This window comes from Klebsiella sp. I138, assembly GCF_051131765.1.
Taxonomy (GTDB): domain Bacteria; phylum Pseudomonadota; class Gammaproteobacteria; order Enterobacterales; family Enterobacteriaceae; genus Klebsiella.
This window is the reverse complement of sequence record NZ_CP180447.1, coordinates 1,454,334-1,470,806: the sequence shown is the minus strand read 5'-3', so window position 1 is coordinate 1,470,806 and position 16,473 is coordinate 1,454,334. Positions and strand designations below refer to the sequence as shown.

The 16,473-nt window shown below is 58.7% G+C and carries 15 protein-coding genes; 7 read left to right on the top strand and 8 right to left on the bottom strand.

Annotated elements, in window-relative coordinates; genetic code table 11:
* The first annotated feature begins 8 nt into the window (after nt 1-8).
* The gene (gene benC, locus ACMYSK_RS06815; protein WP_434641271.1) at nt 9-1,022 is read left to right on the top strand and encodes a benzoate 1,2-dioxygenase electron transfer component BenC; all 1,014 of its coding nucleotides are present in this window, start codon (nt 9-11) and stop codon (nt 1,020-1,022) included.
* 9 nt (nt 1,023-1,031) lie between these two features.
* A complete protein-coding gene (gene benD / locus ACMYSK_RS06810; RefSeq protein ID WP_434641270.1) occupies nt 1,032-1,805 on the top strand; it encodes a benzoate diol dehydrogenase BenD in 774 nt (257 codons plus the stop codon).
* Here the strand turns inward: benD and yddG are convergent.
* The gene (gene yddG, locus ACMYSK_RS06805) at nt 1,802-2,680 is read right to left on the bottom strand and encodes an aromatic amino acid DMT transporter YddG (protein ID WP_434641268.1); all 879 of its coding nucleotides are present in this window, start codon (nt 2,678-2,680) and stop codon (nt 1,802-1,804) included. The two genes, benD and yddG, sit on opposite strands and share 4 nt — an antisense overlap.
* Before the next feature lie 223 nt (nt 2,681-2,903).
* On the opposite strand from yddG, the gene fdnG reads away from it, so the two are divergent.
* The 3 genes from fdnG to fdnI are packed head-to-tail and all read left to right on the top strand — an operon-like array spanning nt 2,904 to nt 7,508.
* A complete protein-coding gene (fdnG, locus tag ACMYSK_RS06800; protein WP_434641267.1) occupies nt 2,904-5,951 on the top strand; it encodes a formate dehydrogenase-N subunit alpha in 3,048 nt (1,015 codons plus the stop codon).
* A gap of 11 nt (nt 5,952-5,962) precedes the next feature.
* Nucleotides 5,963-6,847: a formate dehydrogenase subunit beta gene (gene fdxH / locus ACMYSK_RS06795; protein WP_434641265.1), complete on the top strand. Its 885-nt coding sequence runs from the start codon at nt 5,963-5,965 to the stop codon at nt 6,845-6,847.
* Nucleotides 6,840-7,508, top strand: coding sequence for a formate dehydrogenase-N subunit gamma (fdnI, locus tag ACMYSK_RS06790; protein WP_434643957.1), 669 nt, complete (start codon nt 6,840-6,842; stop codon nt 7,506-7,508). The genes fdxH and fdnI overlap by 8 nt, the downstream gene beginning before the upstream one ends.
* 36 nt (nt 7,509-7,544) lie before the next feature.
* On the opposite strand, the gene ACMYSK_RS06785 is transcribed toward fdnI, so the two are convergent.
* Both ACMYSK_RS06785 and ppk2 read right to left on the bottom strand, forming a co-directional pair.
* A complete protein-coding gene (locus ACMYSK_RS06785) occupies nt 7,545-7,976 on the bottom strand; it encodes a VOC family protein (RefSeq protein ID WP_434641263.1) in 432 nt (143 codons plus the stop codon).
* A gap of 162 nt (nt 7,977-8,138) precedes the next feature.
* Nucleotides 8,139-8,957 (bottom strand): polyphosphate kinase 2, encoded by an 819-nt coding sequence (gene ppk2, locus ACMYSK_RS06780; protein WP_434641261.1) that lies wholly within the window; start codon nt 8,955-8,957, stop codon nt 8,139-8,141.
* A 301-nt stretch (nt 8,958-9,258) separates the two neighbouring features.
* Here ppk2 and ACMYSK_RS06775 point away from each other — a divergent pair, with 301 nt between their 5' ends.
* Nucleotides 9,259-9,591, top strand: coding sequence for a glycine zipper family protein (locus ACMYSK_RS06775; protein WP_434641259.1), 333 nt, complete (start codon nt 9,259-9,261; stop codon nt 9,589-9,591).
* Nucleotides 9,592-9,821: 230 nt separating this feature from the next.
* Nucleotides 9,822-10,991, top strand: coding sequence for an MFS transporter AraJ (gene araJ, locus ACMYSK_RS06770; RefSeq protein WP_434641257.1), 1,170 nt, complete (start codon nt 9,822-9,824; stop codon nt 10,989-10,991).
* Here araJ and ACMYSK_RS06765 read toward each other — a convergent pair.
* From ACMYSK_RS06765 to ACMYSK_RS06745, 5 genes are read right to left on the bottom strand one after another with little or no spacing between them, the layout of a single operon-like run.
* A complete protein-coding gene (locus tag ACMYSK_RS06765; protein ID WP_434641256.1) occupies nt 10,988-12,082 on the bottom strand; it encodes an alkylhydroperoxidase domain protein in 1,095 nt (364 codons plus the stop codon). The two genes, araJ and ACMYSK_RS06765, sit on opposite strands and share 4 nt — an antisense overlap.
* A gap of 9 nt (nt 12,083-12,091) precedes the next feature.
* Nucleotides 12,092-13,081, bottom strand: coding sequence for a putative FMN-dependent luciferase-like monooxygenase (locus ACMYSK_RS06760; RefSeq protein WP_434641254.1), 990 nt, complete (start codon nt 13,079-13,081; stop codon nt 12,092-12,094).
* Nucleotides 13,078-14,682: a dipeptide ABC transporter ATP-binding protein gene (locus ACMYSK_RS06755; RefSeq protein ID WP_434641252.1), complete on the bottom strand. Its 1,605-nt coding sequence runs from the start codon at nt 14,680-14,682 to the stop codon at nt 13,078-13,080. Before ACMYSK_RS06755 ends, ACMYSK_RS06760 begins: the two co-directional genes overlap by 4 nt.
* Nucleotides 14,679-15,530, bottom strand: coding sequence for an ABC transporter permease (locus tag ACMYSK_RS06750; RefSeq protein WP_434641250.1), 852 nt, complete (start codon nt 15,528-15,530; stop codon nt 14,679-14,681). Before ACMYSK_RS06750 ends, ACMYSK_RS06755 begins: the two co-directional genes overlap by 4 nt.
* Nucleotides 15,527-16,471 (bottom strand): ABC transporter permease, encoded by a 945-nt coding sequence (locus ACMYSK_RS06745; protein WP_434641248.1) that lies wholly within the window; start codon nt 16,469-16,471, stop codon nt 15,527-15,529. Before ACMYSK_RS06745 ends, ACMYSK_RS06750 begins: the two co-directional genes overlap by 4 nt.
* Nucleotides 16,472-16,473 lie beyond the last annotated feature (2 nt).

Here is a 16,473-nt window from a genome sequence, read left to right as displayed (position 1 = left end):
AGGTGGTTATGTTTACAATCGCACTCAACTTTGAGGATGGCATTACCCGTTTCATCCACTGCAATGCGGGTGAAAAGGTGCTGGATGCCGCCTACCGACAGAAGGTTAACCTGCCGATGGATTGCTCAGACGGCGTTTGCGGCACCTGCAAGTGCCACTGCGCCAGCGGCGAATACGGCATGGGGGAAGACTATCTGGAGGAGGCGTTAAACGAAGACGAGGCCAACGACCGCCAGGTGTTGACCTGTCAGATGATCCCGACCAGCGACTGCATTATTGATGTTCCGGTTGCGGCGGCGCAGTGCAAAACCGCTATGACCAACATCGGCGCAGAGGTGATGCAGGTGAGTCTGCTGTCGGATACCGCCATTGAACTGGTGGTGCAGCTTGACGAACCGCTGGCCTTTTTGCCGGGACAATATGTCTCAATTCAGGTTCCGGGTACGCCGCACAGCCGCGCTTATTCATTCAGTTCAAGGGCGGGCGAGCGTGAAGGCCGCTTCCTGATCCGCAATGTACCCGGTGGCATGATGAGCCAGTGGCTGACCCAGCAGGCGCGGCCAGGCGACCGTCTGAGCCTTAGCGGTCCGATGGGTAGCTTCTATCTGCGCAACGGTGAACGTCCTCTGCTGTTGCTGGCGGGCGGTACCGGACTGGCGCCGCTGCTGTCGATGCTGCATACCCTGGCGGCGCAGGGGAATACCCGCCCGATTACCCTGCTGTATGGCGTGACCCGCGATTGTGACCTGGTAAAAACCGAGGCGCTGGATGCCTTTGTCGGACAGCTTTCCGGCTACCGGTGGTTGCCGGTGGTAGCCGATGAGCACAGCGTCTGCCCGCAACGCGGGTTTGTCACCGACCATCTTGAGGAGGCGATCCTTAACGACGGTGATGTGGATATCTATCTGTGCGGCCCGCCGCCAATGGTCAATGCGGTTGCCGGAGCGTTACGGGAACGCGGGATTAGCCCGGCCGGTTTCTGGTACGAGAAATTTAACGCCAGCCAGAGTGCGGCGGCATAAGGAGCGGGAATGCGTTTTCAACATAAAGTGGTGGCGATTACCGGCGCAGCCCAGGGTATTGGCCGCCAGACCGCCGAGCAGGCCGCCCGCGAAGGGGCAAGGTTGTTGCTGATCGATCGTTCTGGCTATGTCCATGAGCTGGCTGCCACACTGACACAGCAGGGCAGCGAGGTGCTGGCCCTTGAGGCGGACCTTGAGGCGTGGGAGAGCACCGAGCAGGCCTTTGCCGCCGGGGTCGCCCATTTTGGTCGCCTCGACGTGGTTATCAATAATATCGGCGGAACTATCTGGGCGCGCCCGTTTGCCGAATACCAGCCGGATCAAATTGAAAAAGAGATCCGTCGTTCGCTGTTCCCCACGCTGTGGGGCTGCCGGGCGGCGCTGCCGTGGATGCTGAAACAGGGCAAAGGGAGCATCGTCAACGTCTCTTCCGTCGCCACGGCGGGGGTGAACCGGGTGCCTTACTCTGCGGCAAAAGGGGGCGTCAATGCGCTGACCCGTTCGATAGCGATGGAGTACAGCGGCAGCGGGATTCGCATCAACGCCGTGGCGCCGGGGGGCACCGAGGCACCGACGCGCTTAACCCCGCGTAACCACGAAACGCCCACGGCGCAAGAGCAGACGTGGTATCAGCAGGTTGTCGATCAAACCGTAGAGAGCAGCCTGATGCATCGTTACGGGACGCTGGCGGAACAGGCCAACGCTATCCTGTTTCTCGCCAGCGATGAGGCAAGCTATATCACCGGCGTCACGCTGCCGGTCGCCGGTGGCGACCTCGGCTAACGCCGGGTGGCATACCAGCAAAGCAGGGAGCCGGCGCACACCATGCCGGCTCCCAGCCAGAATGACCAGGAGAGCACCGCACTTAACAGCACCGCCGCCAGTGCGGAAGAGAGCACCGGCGTGAAATACGAGGCCGCGGCCAGCAAGCTGACGTTACCGTGCAGAATACCGACGTTCCAGGCCGCATAGCCGAATCCCAACGCCACCGCGCACATCACCAGTTTAATCACCACCGGCCAGCTGAAGATCATTGGCGGTTGTTCGCTCAGCATAAACTTTAGCCAGAGAGTCAGGGCGGTTAATAACACAAACAGCGTGATGCCGTTTTTTCCCTGTGCATATTTAGCGGTGACCGTGCAGTAGGTTGCCCAGATAAACGCGCCGACAAAGGCCAGAATATAGCTCAGGGGGCTGGAGATCACGTTCCGGGTAATTTCAGCGATATTCAGACCATGCTCACCGCCTAATACCCAGGTGACGCCGAGAAGGGCGAGAAATAATCCAGGAATAACCAGCCAGCTGGTTTTTTGGCCGTTAAAGAGGATGGCAAAGAGAATCGTCAGACTGGGCCAGAGATAATTGACCATACCGACTTCAATCGCCTGCTGGCGGCTGGCGGCAAAGCCCAGCGACAGCGCCAGACAAATTTCATAACAAACAAACAGCAGGCTGCCGGCCAGCAGATAGGCGCGTGGCATTTGCCGCAGGCGGGGAAAGCCAACGGTCACCAGCAGCAGTACACCGCTCAGCGTATAGATCATCGCCGCGCCGCCGACCGGACCTAGCCCTTCGCTGACTCCGCGGATTAAACCGACCATCGTACTCCACAACACAATAGCGATCAGACCGGTCAACGTTGCTTTTTTCTTTTCCATGTCAAACCTGACACCGATATTTATCAAGAGTCGATTTATAACATTTTTTTATTCTTTCTGGCCCCTATTTTCCACCGTACTTAATACAAAGGGAGTAATGAAACCCGGTGACGGTGACTATTAAGGGGGCGTCGGTTTTCGACATTGATTTGACGCAAAAAATTCAGGGACTTTGCTGTTAGTTTGCCTCGCGATGAACAAGCATCCTGCATGGAGAAAACCAATGGACGTCAGCCGCAGAAAGTTTTTTAAAATCTGCGCAGGCGGTATGGCCGGAACAACCGCTGCTGCACTGGGTTTCGCACCCAAAATGGCACTGGCTCAGGCACGCAATTACAAATTATTGCGCGCTAAAGAGATCCGCAACACCTGCACATACTGCTCCGTAGGCTGCGGGCTATTAATGTATAGCCTGGGCGACGGCGCGAAGAACGCGAAAGAAGCTATTTATCATATCGAAGGGGATCCGGATCATCCGGTCAGCCGGGGGGCGCTGTGCCCGAAAGGGGCCGGACTGCTGGATTATGTTCACAGTGAGAACCGCCTGCGTTACCCGGAATATCGTGCGCCAGGGTCCGATAAATGGCAGCGCATCTCCTGGGACGATGCCTTCAATCGTATCGCCAGACTGATGAAAGCCGACCGTGATGCTCATTTTATTGAAAAAAACGAGCAGGGCATTACGGTTAACCGCTGGCTATCAACCGGGATGCTGTGCGCCTCTGCGGCGAGTAATGAAACCGGCATGTTGACGCAGAAGTTTGTGCGTTCGCTTGGCATGCTGGCGGTGGATAACCAGGCGCGCGTCTGACACGGACCAACGGTAGCAAGTCTTGCTCCAACATTTGGTCGCGGTGCGATGACCAACCACTGGGTTGATATCAAAAACGCTAACGTCGTGGTGGTGATGGGCGGCAACGCTGCTGAAGCCCATCCGGTGGGATTCCGCTGGGCGATGGAAGCGAAGAACAATAACGATGCCACGCTTATCGTCGTCGATCCGCGCTTTACGCGCACGGCTTCGGTCGCCGATATCTATGCGCCGATTCGTTCTGGTACCGACATTACCTTCCTGTCGGGGGTACTGCTGTACCTGATTCAAAACAACAAAATCAATGCCGAATACGTGAAGCATTACACCAACGCCAACCTGCTGGTGCGCGATGATTTTGCCTTCGACGACGGCTTGTTTAGCGGTTATGACGCTGAAAAACGGCAGTACGATAAATCCTCGTGGAACTATCAGTTCGACGAAAATGGCTATGCCATGCGCGATGAGACGCTGCAACACCCGCGCTGCGTGTGGAACCTGCTCAAGCAGCACGTTTCCCGCTACACGCCGGACGTGGTGGAGAATATCTGCGGGACGCCGAAAGCCGATTTCCTGAAAGTGTGTGAAGTACTGGCCTCCACCAGTGCCGCGGACAGAACCACCACGTTCCTGTATGCGCTGGGCTGGACGCAACATACCGTTGGGGCGCAGAACATCCGCACCATGGCAATGATCCAACTGCTGCTGGGCAACATGGGGATGGCCGGCGGCGGTGTTAACGCGTTGCGAGGGCACTCCAACATTCAGGGCTTAACCGATCTTGGCCTGCTGTCGACCAGCCTGCCGGGCTACCTCACGCTGCCGTCTGAAAAGCAGACCTGTCTGCATACCTGGCTGGCGGCAAATACGCCAAAAGCCACGCTCGCCGATCAGGTGAACTACTGGAGCAACTATCCGAAGTTTGCGGTCAGCCTGATGAAGGCCTTCTACGGCGATGCGGCGCAGAAAGAGAACGACTGGGGCTTTGACTGGCTGCCAAAATGGGACCAGGCCTATGACGTTATCAAATATTTCAACATGATGGATAAGGGCGAGGTCACAGGCTATATCTGCCAGGGCTTTAACCCGGTGGCCTCCTTCCCGGACAAAAACAAGGTCGTGCGTAGCCTGAGCAAGCTGAAGTACATGGTGGTTATCGATCCGCTGGTGACCGAAACCGCTAACTTCTGGCAAAACCATGGCGAGATGAATGAGGTTGATCCGGCGTCGATTCAAACTGAAGTCTTCCGCCTGCCGTCCACCTGCTTTGCGGAAGAGGACGGGTCGATTGCCAACTCCGGGCGCTGGCTTCAGTGGCACTGGAAAGGCCAGGACGCGCCGGGCGAAGCGCGTAATGACGGTGAGATTCTGGCCGGGATCTACCACCGACTGCGCGAAATGTACCGTCGTGAAGGCGGAAAAGGCGCTGAACCGCTGTTGAAAATGAGCTGGAACTACAAGCAACCGGACCATCCGGAGTCGGAAGAGGTGGCGAAAGAGAACAACGGCTATGCGCTGGACGATCTCTATGACAGCAACGGTGTGCTGCTGGCGAAAAAAGGCCAGCTGTTGAACAGCTTTGCGCTGCTGCGCGACGACGGCACCACGGCATCGTCCTGCTGGATCTACGCCGGAAGCTGGACCGAGCAGGGTAACCAGATGGCTAACCGCGATAACGCCGACCCGTCAGGCCTGGGCAATACGCTGGGCTGGGCCTGGGCGTGGCCGCTGAACCGCCGCGTGCTCTATAACCGCGCCTCGGCGGATATCAACGGCAAACCGTGGGATCCACAACGGATGCTGATCCAGTGGAACGGCAGTAAGTGGACGGGGAATGATATTCCTGACTTCAATACCGCCGCGCCGGGCAGCAACACCGGGCCGTTTATCATGCAGCCGGAAGGGCTGGGGCGCCTGTTTGCCCTCGATAAGCTGGCCGAGGGGCCGTTCCCGGAACACTACGAGCCAATGGAGACGCCGCTGGGAACCAACCCGCTGCACCCGAATGTGATCTCCAGTCCGGTGGTGCGCCTGTATGAAGACGATGCGTTGCGGCTGGGCAAGAAAGATAAGTTCCCGTACGTCGGGACCACCTATCGTCTGACCGAGCATTTTCACACCTGGACCAAGCATGCGCGGCTTAATGCCATCGCTCAGCCGCAGCAGTTTGTGGAAATCAGCGAGGGCCTGGCGCAGGCGAAAGGCATTGCCAACGGCGACCGGGTCACGGTGAGCAGCCAGCGCGGCTTTATTCGCGCGGTGGCGGTAGTCACCCGCCGCCTGCGGACTCTCAACGTTCACGGTCAGCAGGTGGAGACCGTCGGGATCCCGCTGCACTGGGGCTTTGAAGGGGTGGCGCAGAAGGGCTATATCGCCAACACCCTGACGCCAAATGTCGGCGATGCCAACTCGCAAACGCCGGAGTACAAAGCGTTTCTGGTCAACATCGAGAAAGCGTAAGGAGCGATTCAATGGCAATGGAAACACAAGACATTATTAAACGCTCCGCAACCAATCCAATCACGCCCGCGCCGCGCGCGCGGGACTACAAAGCGGAAGTGGCCAAGCTGATTGATGTCTCCTCCTGCGTGGGCTGCAAAGCCTGCCAGGTGGCCTGTTCAGAGTGGAACGATATCCGTGATGAGGTAGGGCATTGCGTCGGAGTCTACGATAATCCGGCGGACCTGAGCGCAAAATCCTGGACGGTGATGCGCTTTAGCGAAACCGAACAGAACGGCAGGCTGGAGTGGCTGATCCGCAAAGACGGCTGTATGCACTGTGAGGAACCTGGCTGCCTGAAAGCCTGCCCCTCGGCGGGAGCGATTATTCAGTACGCGAACGGTATCGTCGATTTTCAGCAGGAAAACTGCATCGGCTGCGGCTACTGCATTGCCGGGTGTCCGTTTAATATCCCGCGCCTCAATAAAGAGGACAACCGGGTCTATAAATGTACCCTCTGCGTGGATCGCGTCAGCGTCGGCCAGGAACCGGCCTGTGTGAAAACCTGCCCGACCGGTGCCATTCATTTCGGTACCAAGAAGGAGATGCTGGAAGTGGCGCAGGAGCGGGTCAACAAGCTGAAAGCGCGCGGCTACTCCCAGGCCGGAGTGTATAACCCGCAGGGCGTTGGCGGTACTCACGTGATGTACGTGCTGCATCACCTTGACCAGCCGGAGCTGTACCACAATTTGCCGAAAAACCCGCAGATTGATACCAGCATAAATCTGTGGAAAGGGGCCCTTAAACCGCTGTCGGCGGCCGGGTTTATTGCCACCTTTGCCGGGTTGATTTATCACTACATTGGCATCGGGCCGAACAAGGAAGTGGATGATGACGAGGAGGAGCATGATGAATAAATCGAAAATGATTGTGCGCACAAAGTTTATCGATCGCGCCTGTCACTGGACGGTGGTTATCTGCTTCTTTCTGGTGGCGCTCTCCGGGATCTCGTTCTTTTTCCCGACGTTGCAGTGGCTGACGGAAACCTTTGGGACACCGCAGATGGGGCGCATTTTGCATCCCTTCTTCGGCGTGGCTATCTTCGTCGCCCTGATGTTCATGTTTGTCCGTTTTGTCCAGCATAACATTCCGGACAAGCAGGACATCCCGTGGCTGAAGGGGATTGTCGAAGTGCTGAAGGGCAATGAACATAAGGTGGCCCGCGTCGGCAAATATAACGCCGGGCAGAAGATGATGTTCTGGACCATCATGAGCATGATTTTCGTGCTACTGGTGACCGGGGTGATTATCTGGCGTCCCTGGTTTGCGCCCTTTTTCCCGATCCAGGTTATTCGCTACAGCCTGCTGATTCATGCCACCTCGGCGATTATTTTGATTCACGTCATTCTTATCCATATGTATATGGCGTTCTGGGTCAAAGGGTCGATTAAGGGCATGGTTGAAGGGAAAGTGAGCCGCCGCTGGGCGAAGAAGCACCATCCGCGCTGGTACCGTGAGGTTGAGCGTCTGGAAGCGAAAAAGGAGAGTGAGGAAGGCATCATATCTCGCCGTTCCTGACCGGATCATGGCGCGACCGGGTCGCGCCATGTGCTTTCAGCTTTCGCCGCGCAGGACTTCCAGCCCGACGCGCTGGCCGTAAGAGAGCTCCAGCGTATTGCCATCCGGGTCGCGGAAAAACACGTAATAGCCTACCGGCTCGCCGAGCTGCTCCGGGGCTTTTCTCAGGACACCTTCCCGCTGCGCCATCGCGGTTTTGGCGTCAATGTCTTCTTTTGTCGCACAGGCCACGCCTAAGTGGCCAAACGGCCCCAGCGGGGTATCGGTTTGTTCATCCGCCTGCACCAGCACCAGGGCGAATGGCCGGGTTCGATCGCTCAACCACGCCACGTGGCGAGCCGAGGGCAGGCCCGGCGAACGCTGGTGAATCACCTGCATGGCGGTGTAACGGGTATAAAAATCGATGCTCTTGTCCAGATCCCGCACCGTAAAGGCGACGTGGGTAAAACCGCTGTCAATCTCATGCATATCATGTCCTTATCGTCGTTTGCACTGATAGGTGTTAAGCGTAAGACCTAAAGCTAACTTGAGGTAAACAGCGGGTTTGTCGATTTGAGCTCACCAGAAAAGGGGGGGATGGCCTTTCCTGCCGCGATAGACGAGCTCAATGCGGGAAAGGCGGGCTCCTGGTCAGAAACGTTCGGCAATAAAACGGAAGGGATAATCGGCCGTTTTGACTTTGCCAATTTTTCGTTTGGGTAATTTTACCGGTTCGGAATCGATACTTTTATACGGGATCTGCGACAGCAGATGGGTAATAATATTCAGCCGTACCCGCTTCTTCTCTTCCGAACGTGCTACAAACCACGGCGCCCATGAAGTGTCGGTGGCGGCAAACATCGAATCCCTGGCCTGGGTATATTCATCCCAGCGGTTAAACGACTTGATATCCATCGGCGACAGCTTCCAGATTTTACGCCCGTCATCAATTCGGTCGCGGAGCCGGCGCTCCTGTTCTTCCGGCGTCACCTCCAGCCAGTACTTAAGCAGAATGATGCCTGACTCCACCATCGAGCGTTCTACCAGCGGCGCCCCCTGGAGAAATTTATCGACTTCATCGGCGGTGCAAAATCCCATAACCCGTTCAACGCCTGCCCGGTTATACCAGCTGCGGTCGAAAATCACGATTTCACCGGCGGCCGGGAGATGCGGGATGTAGCGCTGGAAATAAAGCTGGGTCTTTTCTTTGTCGGTGGGGGCCGGCAGGGCAATCACCCGGAATACGCGCGGGCTGACCCGCTCGGTGATCGCCTTGATGGTGCCGCCTTTCCCGGCGCCGTCGCGGCCTTCGAACACAATACAGACCTTCAGTCCCTGACTGACCACCCACTGCTGAAGCTTAACCAGCTCAACGTGAAGTTTACGCAGCGCCTTTTCATACTCTTTATCGCCCAGCGGTTTCATTTTTGTTGAACCCGCTACGCCCTTGGTCTTTTTGTTGTTTCCCATGGCTATCGCTCCGTTATAAGAGGGGAAATGGGGCTTGTGTACCGTAAAGTGTAATCACCCCGGGAAATAGTGGCGGAAATTATGATATTTCCGCGCCTTAGCCCACGAAGTCTGCGAGGCGTGACGGTTGCAGGGTGAATAAAAACTTATCCAGAAATGGACAAGTTTTTACTGTTTATTCAGCCGATGAGCGCCTACCTTGTGCTGACTCTTTACCTCAGACCGTCAGGTCTGGCTCCTGAGTATCGCCCGTGCCGCGGGCATGAACGCTCTCGGGAGCGAATTAAAAAGGAATTGACTGATGAAAACAGTAAACGGGATAGCCATTCTTCTGGGTTGTACGCTGGCCTTTTCCGCCAGCGCGATGGATAAAACGGCCGGTGGCGCCGTGGCGGGGGCCGCCGTAGGGGCGTTAACCGGCAAAAGCGTGCGCTCCACGGTACAAGGCGCGGTGGTTGGCGGCGGCGTCGGCGCGATGACCGAGCACGGTGATAAAGGGAAGGCCGCACGTACCGGCGGGGCGGTTGGCGCTGCGGTCGGCGCGGGGACCGCCGCCGTAACCGGCAACAGCGTGCTTAAAGGTGCGGCGCTGGGCGCAGGCGCGGGCGGCATGATCGGCAAAGCGACCGACTAATATTTCCAGCCGTATTGCTCCGCGATACGGCTTCCTTCAGTTATGCATCGCGTAGTCTTCCTCTCTTCTCATCTACGTTATTTCTCTAAACCCTCTCTCTCATTGCATGGCTCACATGAATGGATTGCGCTATTTTATGGACAAACGGGTCAGCGGGCGTTTTTGTCTGGTTTGCCGATCCTGAATGGTCAATAATGCCGGCCGAAAATCCAAAAAACGTGATTAACTCAATGAAAAAGACGATTTTTTCGCTCGCCCTGGGGACGTTCGGCCTGGGCATGGCGGAATTTGGCATTATGGGCGTACTGCCGGAAATTGCGCACGATGTCGGGATCTCCATTCCGGTCGCCGGTAACATGATTGCCTGGTACGCCTTTGGCGTAGTGATTGGCGCTCCGGTGATGGCGCTGTTTTCCAGCCGCTTTTCATTAAAATCGGTCATGCTGTTTCTCGCCGCGCTTTGTATTGTCGGGAATACGCTTTTTACCTTTTCTTCCAGCTATTTCATGTTGGCCCTGGGTCGCCTGGTCTCCGGTTTCCCCCACGGCGCCTTTTTTGGCGTCGGAGCCATTATTTTGTCGAAGGTGGCGCCGCCGGGCAAAGTCACCGCGGCGGTTGCGGGGATGATTGCCGGCATGACGGTGGCTAACCTTATCGGCGTCCCCGCCGGGACCTGGCTTGGGCATCAGTTCAGCTGGCGCTATACCTTTCTGGGCATCGCGATATTCAATGTTGCGGTCCTGATGTCGATTCTCTGGTGGGTTCCGACGGTCTTTGATAAATCGACAACCCGGCTGCGCGAACAATTCCACTTTTTGGCCTCGCCCGCGCCGTGGCTTATTTTCGCCGCTACCCTGTTTGGCAACGCCGGGGTGTTTACGTGGTTCAGCTATATCAAACCGTTTATGATCAATGTCTCCGGATTTTCCGAAAGCGCGATGATCGCCATTATGATGTTGGTCGGGCTGGGAATGGTCATCGGTAATCTGCTGAGTGGAAAAATCTCCGGTCGCTACAGTCCGCTGCGCATTGCGGCGACCACCGATGGTGCCATTGTGGTGGTGATGTTACTGATATTTCTCTTTGGCGATCATAAAACGGCGTCGCTGATGCTGGCGTTTATCTGCTGTGCCGGGCTATTTGCCCTGGCGGCGCCGCTGCAAATTCTGCTGCTGCAAAATGCGCGAGGCGGCGAAATGCTGGGGGCGGCCGGTGGGCAGATAGCCTTTAACCTCGGCAGCGCCATTGGCGCATTCTGCGGTGGAATGATGATCACCTCAGGCTTCGGCTGGAATTCGATTGCGCTTCCGGCGGCGCTGCTCTCCTTCCTGGCGATGACAGCCCTGTTGATTTACGCCCGCGACCAGCGGAGCCGCATAGCGGCGGGCGTAGCGGACTAACGAGTCTCCCACGGTTCGCCGAGGGTCAACATCAGCCGGTTAGCCCATGCGAAAAAGGCAGCCGATTGCAGCAGATCGAGCTGGGCGAGGGTGTCCAGCCCGTGCTGCTCCAGTTCCTGGAGATGTGCGCTACTCAGGGCCGGCGGGGTGACGGAAAGGGCGGCGGCGAAATCAATTTCCGCCCGCCAGCGCGGCGACTGACCGTCGCTCAACTTTTCTCCCGGCGTGACCGCCAGCAGCGTTTCTACCGCAATCTCATCTTTTGCCAGCTGTGCTGCTTTGCGGGCATGTACCGATGCGCAATAAATACAGCCGTTAACCTTACTGGCCACCGTGGCGGCCAGCTCTCGTTCAGCGCGCGGCAGGCCGCCAGGCGTGTAGAAGATGCCTTTATCGGTCAGCGTACGCTGTTCCAGCACCGGCTGATTGCGCGCCAGCAGACGAAAATAGGGGGAATCCGTATGCCCAAACCTCGCCAGAATCGCCTGTTCGGCGTCGGTGAATGCTTCCAGCGGCTTGGCGGCGAGCCAGGGTTCCCAGTTCAGCTCCTCACGGGTGAAATGCACCGGGGCCGGTTTGCCGCTCGCCGTTTGCGGCGTGGTGTGCCAGAACCCAGCGGCTACCGGGGTATCGGCGCTGGCATACGATTTTCCGTTCAGTAGCCGCAGGCCGTTAAGCAGACGGCTCTGGAAGCTGACGAACGCAATCAGCTGGGCGAGGGTGACTATCCCGCGCGGGCTCCAGCCTGCACGGGTGAGCGCCTGCAGCGCCGAAGGGGTGGCCTCCACCGGGGTGAACGTTAACAGGCGGGCAAACGCCAGCGCCGGGGTCAGCCGCGGTGAAGTCGGGTCGGCGAGACCGAAACCGGCATAGTGGGCTGCCAGCGCATCAGCCTGATGCAGCTTCGCCACTTTCGCGGCGATGGCAAAACGCTCATCTGGCGGGAAGTCCTCATCCTGCTGGCTGAACAGCACTTCATAGCTGCCCTGCGCGTGACGGGTTGCCGCTTCGCGTACGGCCCGGGCCGCCGCTAACGGGGAATCCGGGGAAATCTCGGCCAGCTCTGTCAAAATATCCTGACGCAATGTCATGGTGACTCCTTACCTTAGTGGCGGGGCAATATATTGAGCAATCAGCTCAAGGGAACGCAGCGTGTCACGGTGCGATGGTTCGACGGAGTGCACCTGGAACGAAATATCGGTCACGCGGGCCAGGACGCTGTCCCGCGCCAGTGATGCCAGCACATGTTCGACATCGCCAACGTGGGCATCCAGCTGCGACATATGATCAGTGACGGTGTCACCGATAATTTCATGGCCGGCGGTGCGATGAGCCGCCGCCTGCTGGCGTAATCCCGACGCGGCGACCTGCAGAGCATATTCCTGACTGTCGGCAAGAAACGCGGTGCGCGAGGCAAGGATCCTTGGGGCGACGCCGGCGGGCAGTGCCGCGAGGTAGGCATCGATAATCGGATTCTGGATAGCATCCAGCGGCAGGCCGGGCTGCCCGTGCGGGCGCGGCTGCGTTCGGGAGAGCATTAAACCGTGCCCGGCCTGGCCGGCGCGAACGGCGCCCTCTATCGAAAAGGTCGCTATCCATATTCGTTCGGCCAGTTGCGGTGCCGGTGGGTAGAGATGATTGTCGGGATGGGCCAGTGAATCACCGCGCCAGGCGCTCTGGATCAGATGCAGATTATCGGCAAACGCGGCTCCCCGCTGCTCGCTGGTTAAGCCAAACGGCAGAAAAGAGGTTGGCGTACCGCCAGAGCCGAAGCCAACTTCAAGGCGCCCGTCAGCCAGTAAATCCAGCACCGCCGCATCTTCGGCAACCCGCAGCGCGTTCTCCATCGGCAGCGTGATAATGGCGGTGCCGAGACGAATATGTTCGGTGTGTGCTGCAACATGGGCGAGAAAGACCAGCGGCGAAGGCAGGCCACCTTCACGCTCGTGGAAGTGATGCTGTGCAATCCACGCGCTGTCAAAGCCCAGGCGTTCAGCGTGGCGAATTTGTTCGGTGGCCAGCCGATAGCGCTCTTGCGGGGCGACGTTGTCCAGTAGGCGGGTAAAAAAGCCCAGGCGTTTACGCGTCATGCGATCTCCTTGCTCAGGGTGGATACGTGAGGAATGGCGGCGATAAGCTCGCGGGTATAGTCGTGCTGCGGTTGAGTAAACAGGCGGCTGACCTCGCCGTACTCGACCACCTCACCGGCGCGCAGGACCGTGACGCTGTGGGCGATGCGGCGCACCGTCGCCAGGTCGTGGGTGATAAACAGATAGCTGAGCCCAAGCTGCTGTTGCAGCTGCTGAAGCAGGGCGAGTATCTGCGCCTGAACGGTGACATCCAGCGCGGAAGTAGCTTCATCGAGGACCAGAATCGTCGGCTCCAGCACCAGCGCGCGCGCAATGGCTACCCGCTGTCGTTGGCCGCCGGAAAGTTCGCGGGCGGTCCGCGTCAGTAGCTCCGGGACCAGGGCGACCCTCGCGGCGACTGCCTCGACGCGGGCGCGGCGTATGGCCGGACTCAACGGTTCGAAATTTTTCAGCGGCTCCTCGATAATCTCAAATAGCGTCTGGCGCGGGTCGAGGGAGGCGAACGGATTCTGATAGACGAACTGAATTTTACGCCGCAGCTGACGCTGCGCCTCGCGGCTTAAATGACCAGCGTCGATCCCGTCAATGGCGATATGGCCGCTATCGGCATGTTCAAAACCCAGCAGGATCCGCGCCAGGGTGGTTTTTCCCGAACCGGATTCGCCAACCAGCGCATGAGTCGTGCCGCGTTTCACTTCAAAACTGACAGCGTCCAGCGCCTGCAGCTGCGCGTCCCCCAGCGCAAAGCGTTTGCTGATATCGGCCACGCGAATGGCGGGAGTCGCATGATGCTGGCGGCGTTTCGCCTCAAGCGTTAGCTGGCTTCCCGACAGGTCGTTTAACAGCTGGCGAGTGTAGGCATGCTGCGGCGTGCGCACGACATCCGCCGTCAGGCCTTGTTCCTGAATTTCCCCGTGGCGAAAGACCAGTAGCCTGTCGGCGCGCTGGGCGGCCAGCGCCAGGTCGTGGGTAACAAACAGCACCGCGGTCCCGGACTCCCGGCGTAGCGTATCGAGCAGGTCGAGGATGCGTTTTTGTACGGTGACATCGAGGGCGCTGGTCGGCTCGTCGGCAATAATCAAATCCGGTTTCAGGGCGATGGCGATGGCGATTAATACCCGCTGTTTCATGCCGCCGGAGAGCTGATGCGGATACTGATTAATGCGCTGCTCGGGATGGCTGAGACCGACTTTACTCAACAGGGCCAGAACCTGCTGCTTGCGCTCGACGGCGCTGGTTTTCTGATGCAGACGCAGAATTTCGCCGACCTGAGCGCCTATCGTCTGCACCGGGTTCAGGGCGTTACCCGGGTCCTGCGGGATCAGACTGATGCGTGCGCCGCGCAGGCTATCAAGACGTTTCCCGGACCAGCGGCTGATATCCTCGCCGTTAATGTCAATTCGCCCGCTATCGCGTCGGGCGTTGTCTGCCAGCAGGCCAATAATAGCCTGCGCGGTGGTTGTTTTACCGGAGCCGGATTCGCCGACAAACGCCAGCATTTCCCCGCGTTTCAGAGTGAAGCTGACGTTATGCACGACTTCCTGCCAGCGGTGGCGGGAGCGGTAGCTGATACGCAGATTTTCCACGCGTAATACGTTCATGAGCGGTCTCCGCTAAATTGACGGCTGATGCGGTTTGCCGCCAGCACGACGGCGATCACCGCAACGCCGGGAAAGGTCGTCAGCCACCAGGCGGTTGAAAGATAATTGCGTCCTTCGGCAATCAGCAGGCCCCACTCAGGCACCGGCGGCGGCGTGCCGTAACCGAGAAAGCTCAGCGTGGAGAGGGCGAGAATCGCCTGGCCAAACTGCAGCGTGGCGAAGGCCAGCACGGCGGTGAGTGAGTTGGGTAAAATATGCCGCCAGAAGACGGCGAAGAAGGTGCCGCCGCTGCCGAAGGCCGCTTCGACGTAATCGCTGTGGCGCACGCGGACCACTTCCGCTCGGGCCAGACGGGCAAAACTGGCAATGGCGGCGACGCCGACGGCAACCGCGGCGTTAACGGTGCCGAACCCGAGCAGGATGATCACCGTCAATGACAGCAGCAGCGACGGGATCGCCAGCAGAACGTCGACCAGGCGCATGACCAGCGACTCGACGCGTCCGGCAACGGCGCCGGCCAGGGTGCCGAGGGCGGTACCGACCAGCAGGCCGATGGCGACGGCCGCCAGCGCGGCGGAAAGAGAGTGCACCGCGCCATAGACGATCCGCGTCCACAGGTCGCGCCCCAGCTGATCGGTACCCAGCCAGTGACCCGCCTGCGGTGCCAGACGCTGTGCGCCGGGAATACCTTCAAGCGGGTTATAAGCGCTGAAGATCTGCGGCGCGATCGCCATTAACAGCGCCAGAATCATAATGCCCCAGGCCAGCCACAACCCTGGCTGGAAACGTAGCGGCTGGCGAGCGGGCGCCCGACGGCGGACCGCGGTTGCGTAATCAACGAGGCTCATACCACTCCTCCGGTCAGTGTTTTCAAACGCGGATCGAACAGGGGCATCAGCAGATCCACCAGCAGGTTAATCACCACAAATGCGAGGGCGGAGATCATGACCACCGCCTGCAGCACGGCAATATCCTGGTTGTTGACCGCCTGCTGGGTCAGCTGGCCCAGGCCGCCGCGGCCGAAGACGGTTTCAGTAATCAATGCGCCAGCGATCAGCTCCCCAAGCAGCAGCCCGGCGATATTCAACGCCGGCAGCAGGGCGTTGCCGGTGATGTGGCGCCACAGGACCCCGGTTTCGCTCATCCCTTTGGCGCGGGCTACCGCCACAAACGGCAGGGCGGCCACCTGATCCATGCTGCGCATCAGGATCTGCGCCAGCGGTGCGGAGATGGGCACCGCAACGGCGATAATGGGCAGTATCAACCCCTGTAGCGGGCCGGGGTTGATCACCGGGATCCAGCGTAGCTGGAAGGAAAATAGCTGAATCAGCGCAATACCCAGCCAAAACGTCGGCAGTGAGATAAACAACACCGGCAAAGACTGCAACGTATTACTTAGCCAGCGCAGGCCCGGCAGGCGTGAGGCAAAGGCGAGGCTGAAAGCCAGGGCGATAGCCAGGAGAAATGCCGGGATAGCGAGGCTAAGGGTATCCGGTAGATTGCTGGCCAGCAGCGTACTGACCGCAATACCCGCCTGTAATGAGTAGCCAAAATCCCCCTGCAACATCGCCGCTAAGGTGTGAAAATACTGCTTCCAGAGCGGGCTGTCGGCGCCGTAGGCAATGCGCATTTCGGCGATCTGGGCCGGGCTGAGGCCCAGATCCGGGTTCTGGAACTTGATCAATACCGCATCCCCCGGAAGCACCTGAAGCAGCACGAAGGAGAGGGTAAAGGCCGCCCATAGCACCAGCAAACTCTGGCCCAGACGTTGCAAAAGAGTGTGGCTCATCC

Bases quoted from the DNA above. Each gene is read 5' to 3' on its own strand.
- benC (WP_434641271.1), top strand. From the start codon at position 9: ATGTTTACAATCGCACTCAACTTTGAGGATGGCATTACCCGTTTCATC.
- benD (WP_434641270.1), top strand. From the start codon at position 1,032: ATGCGTTTTCAACATAAAGTGGTGGCGATTACCGGCGCAGCCCAGGGT.
- yddG (WP_434641268.1), bottom strand. From the start codon at position 2,680: ATGGAAAAGAAAAAAGCAACGTTGACCGGTCTGATCGCTATTGTGTTG.
- fdxH (WP_434641265.1), top strand. From the start codon at position 5,963: ATGGCAATGGAAACACAAGACATTATTAAACGCTCCGCAACCAATCCA.
- fdnI (WP_434643957.1), top strand. From the start codon at position 6,840: ATGAATAAATCGAAAATGATTGTGCGCACAAAGTTTATCGATCGCGCC.
- ACMYSK_RS06785 (WP_434641263.1), bottom strand. From the start codon at position 7,976: ATGCATGAGATTGACAGCGGTTTTACCCACGTCGCCTTTACGGTGCGG.
- ppk2 (WP_434641261.1), bottom strand. From the start codon at position 8,957: ATGGGAAACAACAAAAAGACCAAGGGCGTAGCGGGTTCAACAAAAATG.
- ACMYSK_RS06775 (WP_434641259.1), top strand. From the start codon at position 9,259: ATGAAAACAGTAAACGGGATAGCCATTCTTCTGGGTTGTACGCTGGCC.
- araJ (WP_434641257.1), top strand. From the start codon at position 9,822: ATGAAAAAGACGATTTTTTCGCTCGCCCTGGGGACGTTCGGCCTGGGC.
- ACMYSK_RS06765 (WP_434641256.1), bottom strand. From the start codon at position 12,082: ATGACATTGCGTCAGGATATTTTGACAGAGCTGGCCGAGATTTCCCCG.
- ACMYSK_RS06760 (WP_434641254.1), bottom strand. From the start codon at position 13,081: ATGACGCGTAAACGCCTGGGCTTTTTTACCCGCCTACTGGACAACGTC.
- ACMYSK_RS06755 (WP_434641252.1), bottom strand. From the start codon at position 14,682: ATGAACGTATTACGCGTGGAAAATCTGCGTATCAGCTACCGCTCCCGC.
- ACMYSK_RS06750 (WP_434641250.1), bottom strand. From the start codon at position 15,530: ATGAGCCTCGTTGATTACGCAACCGCGGTCCGCCGTCGGGCGCCCGCT.
- ACMYSK_RS06745 (WP_434641248.1), bottom strand. From the start codon at position 16,471: ATGAGCCACACTCTTTTGCAACGTCTGGGCCAGAGTTTGCTGGTGCTA.